General features: G+C 45.2%; 14 protein-coding genes and 1 riboswitch. Of the genes, 7 read left to right on the forward strand and 7 right to left on the reverse strand.

Going from position 1 to position 14,059, the window contains the following annotated elements:
- Window positions 1–24 precede the first annotated feature (24 nt).
- Both ABXR35_RS01305 and allB read left to right on the forward strand, forming a co-directional pair.
- Window positions 25–1,098, forward strand: coding sequence for an ABC transporter substrate-binding protein (locus ABXR35_RS01305; RefSeq protein ID WP_367054376.1), 1,074 nt, complete (start codon window positions 25–27; stop codon window positions 1,096–1,098).
- Window positions 1,099–1,328: 230 nt separating this feature from the next.
- Window positions 1,329–2,729 (forward strand): allantoinase AllB, encoded by a 1,401-nt coding sequence (gene allB, locus ABXR35_RS01310; protein ID WP_367054379.1) that lies wholly within the window; start codon window positions 1,329–1,331, stop codon window positions 2,727–2,729.
- Between the two features lie 397 nt (window positions 2,730–3,126).
- Here allB and budA read toward each other — a convergent pair whose 3' ends face one another.
- From budA to queC, 6 genes are all read right to left on the reverse strand, one after another.
- Window positions 3,127–3,852, reverse strand: coding sequence for an acetolactate decarboxylase (budA, locus tag ABXR35_RS01315; protein ID WP_367054382.1), 726 nt, complete (start codon window positions 3,850–3,852; stop codon window positions 3,127–3,129).
- 21 nt (window positions 3,853–3,873) lie between these two features.
- Window positions 3,874–5,580 (reverse strand): acetolactate synthase AlsS, encoded by a 1,707-nt coding sequence (gene alsS / locus ABXR35_RS01320; RefSeq protein ID WP_367061066.1) that lies wholly within the window; start codon window positions 5,578–5,580, stop codon window positions 3,874–3,876.
- A gap of 1,163 nt (window positions 5,581–6,743) precedes the next feature.
- Window positions 6,744–7,241, reverse strand: a complete 498-nt coding sequence (gene queF / locus ABXR35_RS01325) for a preQ(1) synthase (protein ID WP_367054385.1) — start codon at window positions 7,239–7,241, stop codon at window positions 6,744–6,746.
- 149 nt (window positions 7,242–7,390) lie between these two features.
- Complete coding sequence (queE, locus tag ABXR35_RS01330; protein WP_436669342.1) at window positions 7,391–8,122, reverse strand: 7-carboxy-7-deazaguanine synthase QueE; 732 nt, start codon at window positions 8,120–8,122, stop codon at window positions 7,391–7,393.
- 245 nt (window positions 8,123–8,367) lie between these two features.
- Window positions 8,368–8,856, reverse strand: a complete 489-nt coding sequence (gene queD / locus ABXR35_RS01335; RefSeq protein WP_367061069.1) for a 6-carboxytetrahydropterin synthase QueD — start codon at window positions 8,854–8,856, stop codon at window positions 8,368–8,370.
- Window positions 8,856–9,584 (reverse strand): 7-cyano-7-deazaguanine synthase QueC, encoded by a 729-nt coding sequence (queC, locus tag ABXR35_RS01340; RefSeq protein WP_367054391.1) that lies wholly within the window; start codon window positions 9,582–9,584, stop codon window positions 8,856–8,858. The genes queD and queC overlap by 1 nt, the downstream gene beginning before the upstream one ends.
- 214 nt (window positions 9,585–9,798) lie before the next feature.
- Window positions 9,799–9,842: riboswitch (PreQ1 riboswitch) on the reverse strand.
- A gap of 381 nt (window positions 9,843–10,223) precedes the next feature.
- On the opposite strand from queC, the gene ABXR35_RS01345 reads away from it, so the two are divergent.
- From ABXR35_RS01345 to ABXR35_RS01365, 5 genes are all read left to right on the forward strand, one after another.
- Complete coding sequence (locus ABXR35_RS01345) at window positions 10,224–10,541, forward strand: hypothetical protein (RefSeq protein ID WP_367054394.1); 318 nt, start codon at window positions 10,224–10,226, stop codon at window positions 10,539–10,541.
- Between the two features lie 139 nt (window positions 10,542–10,680).
- Window positions 10,681–11,121, forward strand: a complete 441-nt coding sequence (locus tag ABXR35_RS01350) for a hypothetical protein (protein ID WP_367054397.1) — start codon at window positions 10,681–10,683, stop codon at window positions 11,119–11,121.
- A complete protein-coding gene (locus tag ABXR35_RS01355; protein WP_367054400.1) occupies window positions 11,118–11,558 on the forward strand; it encodes a VOC family protein in 441 nt (146 codons plus the stop codon). Before ABXR35_RS01350 ends, ABXR35_RS01355 begins: the two co-directional genes overlap by 4 nt.
- 84 nt (window positions 11,559–11,642) lie before the next feature.
- Window positions 11,643–11,942 carry a hypothetical protein gene (locus tag ABXR35_RS01360; RefSeq protein WP_367054403.1) on the forward strand — a complete coding sequence of 100 codons (300 nt, stop codon included), beginning with the start codon at window positions 11,643–11,645 and terminating at the stop codon, window positions 11,940–11,942.
- Window positions 11,943–12,649: 707 nt separating this feature from the next.
- Window positions 12,650–13,249, forward strand: a complete 600-nt coding sequence (locus ABXR35_RS01365; protein ID WP_367054406.1) for a hypothetical protein — start codon at window positions 12,650–12,652, stop codon at window positions 13,247–13,249.
- 63 nt (window positions 13,250–13,312) lie between these two features.
- On the opposite strand, the gene ABXR35_RS01370 is transcribed toward ABXR35_RS01365, so the two are convergent.
- Window positions 13,313–13,993 carry a hypothetical protein gene (locus tag ABXR35_RS01370; RefSeq protein ID WP_367054409.1) on the reverse strand — a complete coding sequence of 227 codons (681 nt, stop codon included), beginning with the start codon at window positions 13,991–13,993 and terminating at the stop codon, window positions 13,313–13,315.
- Between the last annotated feature and the right edge of the window lie 66 nt (window positions 13,994–14,059).

The raw sequence follows: 14,059 nt of genomic DNA on the forward strand, positions 1-14,059 counted from the left end.
ACCATTATTGGAGGGGGAAACAGAATGAAAACAAACTGGTTGAAAATGATTTCCGGGGTAACGATGGCGGCTTTGCTGGCAACAGCGTGTTCAAGTGGAGGAGCAAGCAGCGATACAAGCGCAGCCAATAGTTCCGCTTCGGCGAACACGGGCTTGGAACAAACGGACGTTACGCTGGTGGGTGTACGGGATGCGCAGATCTCGTCGCAGCAGATCATTGCCGATAAACTGGGCTATTTTAAAGAGGAAGGCTTGAATGTAGAGAGCAAGCTGATCGAGAGCGGACCGGATATTGGACCGATGATCTCTGGCGGAAGTGCCCCGGTAAGTGTACAGACGAACTTTATGGATATTATTTTGAAATCGAACAATATCGGTGTAAAAGTGGTAGCACCGCTGGCTCAAATCGCTGGTACACAGGCGGTGGTTGGTTCCGCGAATCTGCAACTAAACTCCGCTAAGGATCTGGAGGGCAAAACGATCGGAATTCCGAACGGAGCTGATGTGAAGATTGCCATCGACAACATGGGCAAAGAGCTGGGCGTAGACGTAAGCAAGATCAAATTCGTCAATTTGGCACCAAGCGATGCCGTCGCAGCGCTGCAAAACGGTTCGATTGATGCAATGGCAGCATGGGAACCGTTTATTACCAAAGCGATTCAAGGCGGTGGCAAATTCCTGTTCAGTGGAACTAAGAGCGAGTTGCCTGACAAAAAAGGCGATGTGAACTGGATGAGCGTGCATACAACAATGCAAGTAACGGACGACTATTTGCAGGAAAATCCGAATACGATCAAGGCGATCCTGCGTGCATTGGAAAAGGCGACCACGTATATCAATGATCACCGCGAAGATGCGATCAAGATTCTCGCACCAGAGCTGCATCTGACTGAGGACGAGCTGAAGCAAATCATGGATCGCAATGTGTACTCGATGGAAGTGGACGATTCCTATGTGAATGGCAGTAACGGTCCGGCAGTTGGCAACTATCTGTTGTCGGTTGGTAATATCACCTCGATCCCAGATCCAGCATCCTACCATGATTTGAGTTTGCTGGAGCAAGTCGATCCGAAGCTGGTCAAAGCACAGATCAAGTAAGTTGTAGCGCATAGCATGACTGCATAATCGAAGAAGTACCATGACTGCGTAACCTAAGTACTACGAAACACATCTCATGACCACGTATTTTATACTCGTATCACGTAACAAGCACCAATATCAAACGATAGAGTGTCAAAGCGCAAAGTCAGGCGTAGAAGATGATCATCCAGCCGCAATACAGATACAGCAATGATACGATTCATTTTGCAGAAGGGAGTGTACTTCGTATGAACAAGCTGGATATGATCATCCATGGCGGAACAGTCGTCTTTCCCGACCGGGTGGAACACTGCGATATTGGTATTCGCGATGGCTTCATTGTACAGATTGGCTCGCTTGATAAGAGCGACCTTGCTAGTCCAGATACCATGGTAGTGGATGCGACCGGGCTGCATGTGATGGCTGGTATGATTGATGCGCATGTGCATCTGAATGAGCCGGGGTTGGGCGATTGGGAAGGCTTTGTTACCGGCTCGTCTGCACTTGCTGCTGGTGGTTGTACGATGTATATGGATATGCCGCTTAATGGTATTCCACCAACCGTAACGACCGCGGCTCTGCAACAAAAAGTCGCTGCTGCTCAGAACAGCACGTATATCGACTATGCGTGCTGGGGCGGATTAGTGCCGGGCAAGCTGGAGCATTTGGAAGCGCTAAGTGCTGCTGGAGTATGCGGATTCAAGGCATTCATGTCTGCACCCGGCGATCCAGATGAAGAAGCATTCCGCAATGTGGACGATGATACACTGTTGGAAGGAATGCGTATCATTGCTCGTACCGGACGCGTACTCGCACTACATGCCGAGTATGAACCGACCGTATCAGCATTGACGGCAGAACTGCTCGCAGCAGGACGGACAACGCCTGCTGACTATACCGCATCCCGTCCCATTGCCGCTGAAGTGGAAGCGGTCAAGCAGGCGCTGGATTATGCACAGCAAACCGGGTGTCGCTTGCATTTTGTGCATATTAGCAGCGCGGAAGCGGTACAGATCATTATGCACGCCAAGGACAAGGGACTGGATGTCACACTGGAAACTTGCCCGCATTATCTGGCAATGACCGATCAAGCACTGGAAGTGATCGGCGCGACTGCCAAATGTGCACCACCACTGCGTAATGCAGCAGAACAAGAGCAGCTATGGCAATGTATCGCAAACGAGCAGATTGATATGATTACCTCAGATCACTCGCCTTGTCCAAGTGAGCTGAAGGTCGACGCCGATCATATGTTTGAAGCATGGGGCGGCATCTCTGGTGCACAGCATTCACTGGAACTAATGCTGGATGAAGGACATCTGCGCCGCGGGTTATCATTGCCATTGTTAACTCGTATGTTGTCCCTGCAACCGGCACAGCGCTTTGGGCTTCTTCCGCATAAAGGAGTGATTGCTGTTGGTGCACATGCCGATCTGGTACTGATAAATTTGCAGCAGGGATATACAATTGAAGCGGAGCATCTGTATTATCGTCATAAGCATAGCCCGTATGTTGGGCGCACGCTACACTGTCGGGTGGAGCAGACGATTAGCCGTGGTGTAACCGTATATACGCGGAAGCAAGGAATCATCGGTGACCCGCAAGGACAGCTTATTTCGATTGCGGCCCAGCAGATGGTAGATGCATAAGCTGATACCGAATCAAAGAATACTAAGCCCTGTACCAAAAGCGAGTTCGCTTCGGTGCAGGGCTTTTTCGTAAGTCATAGTCTACGCCAAATTACGGTTCCAGTTGTTGCTTGTTCTTTTATATAGAAAGCTTGATCAAAGACGAGCGTGATAGCATCCTTTTTTATATAGTATTCCTCTGTTCCATACAAAAAAACTCCTCTCTATAGTTCTAGAGAGGAGTTCATGTATCGTTTGCTATTTTTCTATTTGTTTCTTCCTATCTTTATATCGTAACACCGATAGGAACCATGCGGTCAGCAAGAGTGAGATTACGCCAATACATCAGCTACCTAGTGAAATGGAGAGATCCGGCATAATCGCTATTCCTACATCATCTACTCATATACACCCAAGCTCAGGCGCCCGCTCCTGCACCCTCAGCAGTTAGGATCGCCTGTTCCAGATCCGGTGTTGCCAGATCGGCTTTGAGGTAGTTGTCATCGCTCGGCAGCAGCAGATTGAAGTGCTCACTGCTGCAAATGGAGATTTTGCATTTCTCTACAACAAAGTCCAGCACATGACCGCCGCCATTGCGTTCGTCGTTAATAAAGTGCAAATGATACCCAGCCACACCGATTCCCTGTGCAAATGCCGGTGTCCAGAAGCCAGCGATTACACCGTTAACCCGATTGAAATGGAAGGACGATTGCGATTTGGTCACTTCCACAAATGGTTTGTACGGCTTCGTCTGAGGTGTCACTGTCCGTGTATTCACCTCACGGAATGTGCCTTCAATCCGAATCGCATGAAAGATATTTGGACTGGACAGACGATCATTGAGCACCTCTTCCAGCTGATGACGAGTGAAGGTTCCGTTCAATTCAAACGACTGCTCCGGTTCAAAATAGGTCACTGTCGAAAAGGGAGTCGATTCCTGCAACTCCACTTTACGAGCAGTACCATTTGGATATAGATGATAATACGAGCCGTCAAAAGCGATCATTTCCCCATCCAATTGATGAAAGGTTCCGATGCCAAAGTCTCCGTATGTTTGCAATTCTTCAAATGTAATCGCTCCGTCGTATAGTCCGCTTAGTAGCGCGACCATAGTAGAAGCCTGATAGACGACATGATTACTCATTCTAATGATCTCCTTTTTATATCAGTTCGTTGTTCCTGGCAGTAGTTTTTGACCGAGTTTGATATTGTCTTTGTAGTCGATCGGTACGTCGATCACGACAGGGCCTTGCTCCTGCAATGCTTCACGTAGTACGCTCTCCAGTTCGCCTGGGGAGTAGACGCGCATCCCTTTGGCGCCAAAGCTTTCCGCGTATTTTACAATATCTACATCGCCAAAATGAACACCAGAGGTACGTCCGTATTTCATCTCTTGTTGGAAGGCAACCATATCGTATGTGCCGTCATTCCAAACAATATGCACCATTGGTGTTTGCAGACGAACTGCTGTTTCCAGCTCCATCGAGGAGAACAGGAAGCCACCATCACCAGAAATGGAAACGACTTTCTCATGCGGATTAACCAACCCAGCGGAAATAGCCCACGGCAATGCGACACCAAGCGTTTGCATCCCATTACTGAACAGCAGGCGACGTGGTTCATACGAACGGAAGTAACGCGCCATCCAGATATAGTGAGAGCCGACATCACACGTTACGGTTACATCGTCGCCGATCATTTTGCGCAGCGTTTGAATGAAGAACAGCGGGTGAACGCGGTTGTTATCGGATGAAGTGTAAGAGATATCATCCTGATTCAGTTTGTTTTGCAGCGGAGACAGAATCGCCTTCGCTTCCGCTTGTAGCTTCAAGCCGTCCAGTTTTGGCGTCAATGCTTGTACATTGAGCGCAATATTACCGATCAGCTCCAGCTCTGGTTGGTAATCCATATCGATATCCGCTTTGCGGTTGTCCAGATGATACACACGGCGATTGCCAGCTTTGTTCCACAGATATGGATCATATTCAATCGGGTCATATCCAATCGTCAATACCAGATCGGCTTGCTGTAGCAGCAAATCGCCCGGCTGATTACTGAACAGACCAACTCGTCCGTAGAAATGATCAACCAGATCACGAGAGATAGCGCCCGCAGCTTGGAATGTTTCCACAACTGGCAGATCCGCATGGCGAATCAGTTCACGTACCGCAGCTGTCACTTCTGGCGCACTTGCCTTCATACCGAGCAGCAGTACAGGTAATTTGGCATCGCGGATGTTCTGTGCGACTTCATCAATAAATGCTGCTGGTGCGGTACCGAGCTGAGGCATACGCAGCGGTGCAAGTGTAAACTCTTGTGCTTCGCTCAGCAGTACGTCAGTTGGCAGGCTGACAAATGCTGCGCCCGGCTGGGAAGAGGAAGCTTCACGGAACGCATTGGTGATCGCTTCGACTACATTGTCAGGATGACCGACTTCAACACTATATTTAGTTACTGGCGCAAACAGCCCAGCGTTATCCATCGATTGGTGTGTGCGTTTCAGACTAGCCGTACGTGGAACGGCACCGGCAAGAGCAACGACTGGATCACTTTCCGAATTGGCAGTGACCAATCCTGTCACCAGATTGGATGCACCCGGTCCCGAAGTAACGAGACATACACCTGGTTTACCAGTTAAGCGTCCAATTGCAGCAGCCATAAAAGCAGCATTTTGCTCATGACGGCATACGATCAATTGCGGGCCACGTTCTTGCAGTACATCAAATACCGGATCAATCTTCGCGCCGGGAATCCCAAAAACATACTGTACATCCTGCGCAATCAGCGCATCCACAACCATATCCGCTCCTGTATTGCGACGGGTGATCTTCGGATTGGCGGAAGCAGCATTTGTCTGATGCTCGTCCGGCATCTGCAACTGATCCGCGGCAACCGATTCATTCTGTTGCGGCCGGGCAGGGGCAGATATCGAAGCAGCAGGTGCCTCCGATTGATGCAGATTTGTTTCCTCTACGTGTGCTTGTTCTGATGTTGCTGTTTTGGTACTCAAGCTCTCCAACTCCTTTAATTTTGTAGTTTCTTGCTGAACATATCCAAAAGAACAGCAGGGTTTGAATACACAGTGAAATGGCTTTACTTTTTTCTGAATATACATGTAAATATGGAAAAGAGTACATATCTATTCTATTCCCATAAAAAGTAAAATCAATAGTTAAAATTTGAATTGTTAGCTGGAAGCGATAACAAAAAGAGGAGATGTTCAAGATAGATAACATAAGATAAAAAGAAGAGATAGTTCACGCTTACATGAAGCAAAATGATCAAATTTAGATGAAAATGGCTTTTTTTGAGAGAATTATATGGATGATTTACACGTATTACAGAAAGAAGAGCGAAGAGAAGGATTCCTAAACAAGGATCTAGCGGAGTGAGTTGATCCATAATTTCCAGTAAAATATTATAAAATGAATCTTCATATGAGGATGAGAGAGAAGCAAATTATAAGTTAAGTAGTGGGAGAAGCATATTCTCATTTTCAAAAAAGATGAAAAGATACAAATGGATCACGTATTAAAGCGCAGCTTGAGCACCGTTGTTTTTCATACTATATTGCTCGTTAAGTATAATAAAATTGTAGATTATAGATACATGATATTTCGCACAGTCTATATATCGAAAATGAAATTAACGAAAGACATATAGGGTATCTTGATGAAATAAAAGAGTAGCCATAACGACAATATAAGCATTCATCTACCATATACTTGTTTGTACATATTTATTTTGGCGATATAGCATTCGTATTCTTCTATGCAATAATACGGAACAGATGATTACATATATAAGAAAAAGGAATATACAAATAAGCGCCTGCTAGAATCAGTAGAGTATCAAGAGCATCTTGTATACTGTACGTCATCAAACAGGCGCTTATTTAAGCGTCTCAATTTATATTGAAACAACTACAAAAATATTTGGATTATGAGTTTACATATTCACCATAGAACCAGCATTTTTTAAACGCCAACGCCAACGCCAACGCCAACGCCAACGCCAACGCCAACGTGTGGAGGATTAGCGGTTGTCGATGGTTTCTGGGTACATGTCGTGGTTCATCATACGATGCTCTGCCATTTGCTCGTACTTCGTGCCCGGTTTGCCATAGTTGGTGTACGGATCAATCGAGATGCCGCCGCGTGGGGTGAATTTACCCCATACTTCGATATAACGTGGGTCCATCAGCTTCACCAGATCGTTGAGGATAATGTTCATGCAATCCTCGTGGAAATCACCATGATTGCGGAAGCTGAACAGATACAGCTTGAGCGACTTGCTTTCTACCATTTTCTCATCAGGAATATAGCTGATATAAATAGTCGCAAAATCCGGCTGTCCCGTAATCGGGCACAGGCTCGTAAACTCGGGGCAATTGAATTTTACAAAATAATCGCGATATGGATGCTTGTTATCAAAGCTCTCCAAAATGCTTGGATCATATTCAAATGTATATTTCGTTCCTTGATTGCCGAGCAACGTCAGGTCTTGCATTTCATTTTCTTGTCTGCCTGCCATAATGTGCAAAGCTCCTTTTTTAAATAGAATCATGTCGTTATAGGAATACCGGATAGGGAGGGCGGATGCTGGATGAAGATGATCTATCATCCTCAGCTCTTATGTTCAAGCATCCCTCGCGCTATCATCACAGTATCTAGAATATATTTTTACACGCCGCGCTTGTTACCCCAGACGAGGGTATGCAGTTGTGGCAGGATGCGCGCATCATTGAATGCTGGGCGCTCCATCGCCTGATCAATCAGCCATTCATACCGATGCAGCAGCGAAGATGCAATATCATCATCCGCGCTCAGTACATCTGGATTGCCCGTTTGCATATAAAAAGGAAGGGATGGATAGCGCTCATGCACTTGCTGCGCATAATCCAGATCGGCTTCGTCGAAAATAACGACCTTCAAGCTAACTGCCTGCTCGACAGCTGGTAGCTTATCGCCATCCTCATCTGCAAACATGATCTGCTGCATCATCTGATCAACGGGATTGCGGCGCAGACGACGAACAATATCATCCAGCACGTCAAAGTCGGTAGTCATACCGGAGCTTGGTGGTTTCGGCGAAATGGTCACATCGTTAATATGCAGCAGCCAATCCTGCCAGCGCGAGCCTTGTGTTTCCACAGCAGTGCGGATATTGTGCTGACGCAGCAACGTAACCAGCTCGCCAATCGAACCCAGTAATGCCGGATTGCCACCAGAGATGGTCACATGACTGAATCGGTCGCCGCCGATGGCTTTCAATTCGTCAAACACATCCTGTGCACTCAGTTTGCGAATCTGGTCTTTGGCACTGCCATCCCATGTAAATGCCGAATCGCACCAGCTGCAACGATAATCGCAACCAGCAGTACGCACGAACATCGTCTTTTGCCCGATGACCATACCTTCGCCCTGTACGGTCGGTCCGAAGATTTCCAACACGGGAATCGTAGCAGCGGCTTTGGGAGCTGTACCATGAGCAGATGATGTATTCGAAGGATTGCCCTGCTGATTTGCCTGATGTTTCTCGGTATTCAACGATTCAAGCGCATTACGTTCAGAATGAATCGAAGTGGAATCAGACCGTTTGTTGTCGTTTGTATTCGAAACTGTCTCTGTTGCCGGACGAGTATCTTCCCATACTTTACTCATGAAAGCATCCACTCCCGTCTTGCTTCGGCATAGCTGGTCGGTGTTTCATATAGCTGTACAAACTCCGTCCGTCCGCCTTCGACCTGACTGCGGTAAGGTTCACTTTGCAATGCCTGTTCCATTTGCTCAAACAGCCAGACCACCATGTTTTCGGCGGTTGTGTTCATCGGTGGCAATGTTTCATTCAAATAACGGTGATCCAAATACGGCTCGATGCGTTCTTTCCAAATGGTCTTAATGTCGCCAAAATCTACAACAATCCCATTCTCGCTCGGCATGCCGCTGATGCCGAAGATCGCTTTATACGTATGTCCGTGCAGATTCATACATTTGCCTTCATACGCATGCAAATGATGGGCTGCATCAAACGTAAATTCTTTATTCACTAACACCCGTCTGCGATGGTAACGGAGCTGGTCGTGCGTAATATCTGTGCCAAACTGCTGTAGCTGCTCAACAATACGAAACGGTCCGGGTTGACTCATCATGACTGTCCACCCTCTACTGGCATCGTGTCGGAATCGTCCAGCTCGATCATAATGCGTTTGCTAGAAGATGCGGCTGCACGTTCCTGCAAGTAGTTGTCCAGACCGGCTTTGCGCAATTTGCACGCTGGGCATTCGCCGCAGCCATCCCCGATGACACCGTTGTAGCAGGTCAGCGTTTTTTCACGGATATATTGGAACGCACCTAGTTCATCCGCCATTTTCCATGTTTCCGCTTTGTCGAGCCACATCAGTGGCGTATGGATTACAAATTGATGATCCATCGACAGATTGAGTGTCACGTTCAGCGATTTGACGAAAATATCGCGGCAATCCGGGTATCCGCTAAAGTCCGTTTCGCAGACGCCAGTGATAATATGACGCGCGCCTTTTTGTTTGGCAAGAATGGAAGCAAAACTCAGAAACAGCAGATTGCGTCCATCTACAAACGTACTCGGCAGCTCGCCTTCTTCATGTGTAATCTCGATGTCGGAGCGAGTCAACGCATTCGGTGCCAATTGGTTGAGCAGACTCATGTCTAGAATTGTATGCTCGACGCCTTGCTCGGCAGCGATTTGTTTGGCGACTTCAATCTCCGCACTGTGACGTTGTCCATAGTTAAACGTAACAACCTCTACCTCAGCAAAGGTTTGCTTTGCCCAGAACAGGCAAGTGGTACTATCTTGGCCACCGCTAAATACGACAACCGCTTTTTCATTTTTAAGCATGACAAAATCTCTCCATTTCCTTAAAGGGATAATCAGATAAGCAACGAATCATTTGTTCCAAATGTCGTCTCTGTTGTCCTTCGGGAAGCGAGAGATTCATGAACTGGGTCTATAGGCATTTTGACAATGCAAAAACAAACCTGACGATATGCCGCAAAAAAGCACGACCATTGCCTACAATCGGCACTGTCGCTACAGACACATCCTATTCAGGAGGGTTTTAGTTTTTTATAGAGGGAGTTCGCGAACCTCTCCCGCGTAGTACCGTAACGGACAACGTTCAGCCAATGATCAGGCTTTGACGTAGTGCCGAATGGTGCAACGACGGATTATTCTTCTGTTCAGGATGCGGCTTGAAAACCGCTTTACCAGTATAGCATATTTGCGTGCCAAGAAAAGAGAGTTTTGGTGATATGTACGAGGTTTGGAGCAATTTATTTAGACGATGCCTATTCATTTACTGGCGACTACAGATTTGGATCTTCTTTCTAGTCAGTTTGCTTTATTTTTGAAGAAATCAAATGAGAATTGAAGTACAATCATGAGTATATCGTATATGAACATGGAGCAACTATTTTGAAAGCCTCGCTGGTATACTAGCCATAGAATATAAGATCATTAAAATGGCAGGAGAACGATATGTTTACAAAAGAGGAATTGGAAGAACTACAAGAATTAAAGGAATTCTATTATGATGAGGGAGTTCAATTACAAATTGATAACCAGCACATCGATTTTTTTGAGAGGGTTGCCAATATTGCATGGGAACACAAAGATATTAATGAATATACCGAGCAGCAATTGGATCATATTCTATTGCAAATAGAACTTTATGATGATTTCTGGAAAAGTTTGGAATGGTTCAACTCGGAGCCTTTTCACATTATCAGAATGAAATTTTGTACAATGATTGATGATTATAGATCCAAGCAACACAATATCGCTACAGATAGCTAGATGTTGCAAAGCTTGTGTAGAATAGATTGCTTGTGGATTGTAATTCGCAAATCAATAAGGAGGGTTCGTTATTCGTTCAATATTTATAAAATATCCTGTGGGAACATGCTACATCTGTACGCAGGGAAACGCAGTCATTATGAAAGAAGAAAAGTATGACACATGTTTTGTTTATTGTAATCAATGCGAGGCTGCATGGGAAAGTCCGCTTGCCTATCAACAGCAGCAATATGCAAGTTTTACATATGATGATTTTCGTGAACCATGGTCTTGGGAACTAGAAGCAACAGGATGGAATATCTATATTGATAAAGCGCTACAACCGCCTAATCGCTGTGCAGTATGTGGTCATGATGGGTTGGAAGAAGCGCAATGGGAAAATACAATACCTAGTTATGAGATTTGTGTATGCTGCGGTTTTCAGGCTGGTTTTGATGATGACGCAGCTAGTTATCCTAGAACACTGGAACAATATCGAAACAGCTGGCTTAGTCATGGCGCTGTATTTTTTAGCGTGAAGAAGAAACCGGAAGATTGGGATTTGAAAAAGCAACTTGCTACTATTGAAGTTTATATATGAATTCTACTATGACAAAGGTGAGTGTAGAGATAAGTAAGCCCCTGATTCATGGATTAGGTCATATTACGATCTCTGTGTCTGATATGAAGCGTTCCGTCCATTTTTACCAAACGATCTTTCAGTGTGAACCTGTATTGTCACAACCGAAAACAGTTTACTTTGATGTTGCAGGAATGTGGTGGGCATTAAATATCCAAAACGATATTACACGCGAAGATATTCATTCCTCGTATACGCATATCGCTCTGGCAGTATCAGCCGAATCGCTACCAGAGTTGGAGCTTAACGTAAAGAAGGCTGGAGCAGAGATTGAGACTGGTCGTAAGCGAGATGTAGAAGGAGAAGGACAATCCATTTATTTTCGCGATCCTGACGGACATTTGTTAGAATTTCATACGGGTACATTGCAGCAGCGTCTGGATTATTACAATGCATAGCCACAGCCTATCGATTTACGCTATACTGTCATAGGAGAATGTGACAGATATCGAAAACTTACATGATAGAAAGGCGGACATTAGATGCTGACTATTCATATTCGTCATAAACAGCTGGAAAAGTTGCAAGAACCGGATAAAGGATACCTAGGTCGTGTGGAGCTAGAAGTAGAAGGGCATGCGGAGCCGTATGAATTGACCCTCTTTTCCAAACGCGGTCATGATTGGGATTACAGCCTGCATTTTTTGAATGAATCGGGCAAGGAAGAAGAGATTGAGGCGTTGGAGCAAGTGATTGAGGAAGATGACGATCAGTTTGATCGTATTATCGAAGCGATATGGTCGGTATATCCAGGTGAGGACAAGCCGAAGGATTATCGTTAAGCTACATCAAAGCAATGTGATCGTCTAAGCTGTGTGGCATATCGGTCAAAAGCTGATATGCTACACAGTCATCTAGCAGAACGTAGTTCCATTTGAGACGTTTGATACCAATAATGATACATACAAAATCAGGGTATAAGGACATGCGACCAAAGTTTTGCTTTTGATAAAATAACGAAAAAAAGGGATAATTGTAAAAAACTTAGATTCTGAGCTATATAATACCAACAAGAACACGTAAAATTGCCATAATACTCACTTTTTTGGCTATTCAGTTGCATTTGAAATGGGTAAATAAGACTAGCGATTGCATGTATATGTAGCGATAATATGACAAATATCATCATAATTTTAAGTATGGTGTCTTTAGACTCAGGATTTTCGGGGTGTGCGCCTGTTATATTTAGTAATACCCGGACGATACGTAAAAATTAGGGTATCGCAGGATGAGAAACTGTATGTTGAAAAAGCACAGTTGGGGACAGCTACAATAAACCTGTGCATTGTATGTATGCTTTCTGTTCATAGGGAACCGGGCTTTATATAGGGGATTGGAAAATCGAATTTGTAAATGAAGAATACCAAACCATTTACGCATAAATAGCATGGGTTTGAATGATACGACTGGTAGATGAATAGTTCATGCGCGACAAAAAGGGACGTTAAACAATGCCAATCTGATGGATTGTCCAGAGAGGAGATTCATAATGATCAGTTTTTTTCGCAATAAAACGATTCCCTTAGCAGATCAATGGAGTAAATTACAAGAAGCTGCGATCCAGCTCAAGGACGATATGAGCTTGGAGCAGGTGATTGCTGGCAATTCACTGTCCTGGTACGAGGAACGAGCATATACCAATTTGCTCATTTCACTGGGGGAGAAGGTGTGCAAAGACGAGCTTGATCCAGAATGCAGCTATCCGACGGATCAAATCTGGTATGTCGATCTGCAAGCGGTAGAGAGTACCGATCTGTATACGCAGCTCGCTGAACGTCTGGTTGCTATGACGGGGGGCGAATTGAATATGACTCACATTCGTAGCTGCTTGGATCATGAGCAGGGGAATGTGATGTTCAGCTTTTTGCATCACGGAGAGCGAATGGAATGGGATATTCAATATTATAGCGAATGGGTGGATAAGTCATTTTTTGACCGAGTCATTAAGCTGAATCGTAAGCGCGACGATGAGCGCGATTTTGTATACATGGCGCTCGGACAACATCTGCTGATCGCTTACGTTGACCCGCAACAATTCAAAGCGCTCAACAAGCTAGTTGATCCGAAATTTAATGTTTGGAAACTATAATGAAAAAAGAGCACAACCGGATGCAGGATACACTGTCATCGGTTGTGCTCTTTTCATTGTAGTTTAAGCAGGGGGAGCAGTATATGCCAGCTGACCTTTGGAACTCATAGTCAATTGCAGACCATCTTGCATATGAATAGTCAATGGATGAAGCTCAGATAAGCGATCCGAGAAAAACCAGCGTCGTCCTACAGGACCAAGTAGTAAATACGTATCGATATCGCCAACAAAATTCAGTCTGTCTTTATCGATTAGTTCAGTTTGGATCGGAACGTTGGCATCCTGTAATACATGGGCAGTTTCTAATACATGGGAAGTAGTGAGATTGATCTCCCCAATGCCTCGTATCGAAGCTGTTGTAAAAGGGCGAGAGTCCATCGGAGCATGTTGTTGTCGGGCGATACATTCGATAATATTTCCAGCGGGATCTTCAAAATAGCAGGAGACTGAATGGAAAAATTCAGAGTGCGTGTCCTCTTGACCATCTTCCATGGATAAAGGTGTTGTTGCGGCAATCCAAGCCTTGGCTTGCTCCAGATGATTCGCTGCAATATTAAGAGCAAAATGATAAAAGGGCTGGTCTCCAGCAGTAGCCTGCTGATATTCCAATACACTTGTACCTAGCTGTACAGTAAACCCAGCAGCCTGTAGCTGGACAAGATCTTTGCCGAATAACTGCACATAAAAATCATACATGGGTTCGAGTATGGCAGTATAGAGAGTGAGATGTTGGATACGAAACATGACTGTCTGCTCCTTTATGTGTATGGTTGTACATCGGTAAGAGAATCATGACTAGATTGGAAACAT

It is taken from the genome of Paenibacillus sp. JQZ6Y-1 (genome assembly GCF_040719145.1).
In the GTDB taxonomy this organism is placed as follows: domain Bacteria; phylum Bacillota; class Bacilli; order Paenibacillales; family Paenibacillaceae; genus Saccharibacillus; species Saccharibacillus kandeliae.

Excerpts from the sequence above, each read along its gene's own strand:
- ABXR35_RS01305 (WP_367054376.1), top strand. The coding sequence starts at position 25 with ATGAAAACAAACTGGTTGAAAATGATTTCCGGGGTAACGATGGCGGCT.
- allB (WP_367054379.1), top strand. The coding sequence starts at position 1,329 with ATGAACAAGCTGGATATGATCATCCATGGCGGAACAGTCGTCTTTCCC.
- budA (WP_367054382.1), bottom strand. The coding sequence starts at position 3,852 with ATGAGTAATCATGTCGTCTATCAGGCTTCTACTATGGTCGCGCTACTA.
- alsS (WP_367061066.1), bottom strand. The coding sequence starts at position 5,580 with ATGCCGGACGAGCATCAGACAAATGCTGCTTCCGCCAATCCGAAGATC.
- queF (WP_367054385.1), bottom strand. The coding sequence starts at position 7,241 with ATGGCAGGCAGACAAGAAAATGAAATGCAAGACCTGACGTTGCTCGGC.
- queE (WP_436669342.1), bottom strand. The coding sequence starts at position 8,122 with ATGGTCATCGGGCAAAAGACGATGTTCGTGCGTACTGCTGGTTGCGAT.
- queD (WP_367061069.1), bottom strand. The coding sequence starts at position 8,856 with ATGAGTCAACCCGGACCGTTTCGTATTGTTGAGCAGCTACAGCAGTTT.
- queC (WP_367054391.1), bottom strand. The coding sequence starts at position 9,584 with ATGCTTAAAAATGAAAAAGCGGTTGTCGTATTTAGCGGTGGCCAAGAT.
- ABXR35_RS01345 (WP_367054394.1), top strand. The coding sequence starts at position 10,224 with ATGTTTACAAAAGAGGAATTGGAAGAACTACAAGAATTAAAGGAATTC.
- ABXR35_RS01350 (WP_367054397.1), top strand. The coding sequence starts at position 10,681 with ATGAAAGAAGAAAAGTATGACACATGTTTTGTTTATTGTAATCAATGC.
- ABXR35_RS01355 (WP_367054400.1), top strand. The coding sequence starts at position 11,118 with ATGAATTCTACTATGACAAAGGTGAGTGTAGAGATAAGTAAGCCCCTG.
- ABXR35_RS01360 (WP_367054403.1), top strand. The coding sequence starts at position 11,643 with ATGCTGACTATTCATATTCGTCATAAACAGCTGGAAAAGTTGCAAGAA.
- ABXR35_RS01365 (WP_367054406.1), top strand. The coding sequence starts at position 12,650 with ATGATCAGTTTTTTTCGCAATAAAACGATTCCCTTAGCAGATCAATGG.
- ABXR35_RS01370 (WP_367054409.1), bottom strand. The coding sequence starts at position 13,993 with ATGTTTCGTATCCAACATCTCACTCTCTATACTGCCATACTCGAACCC.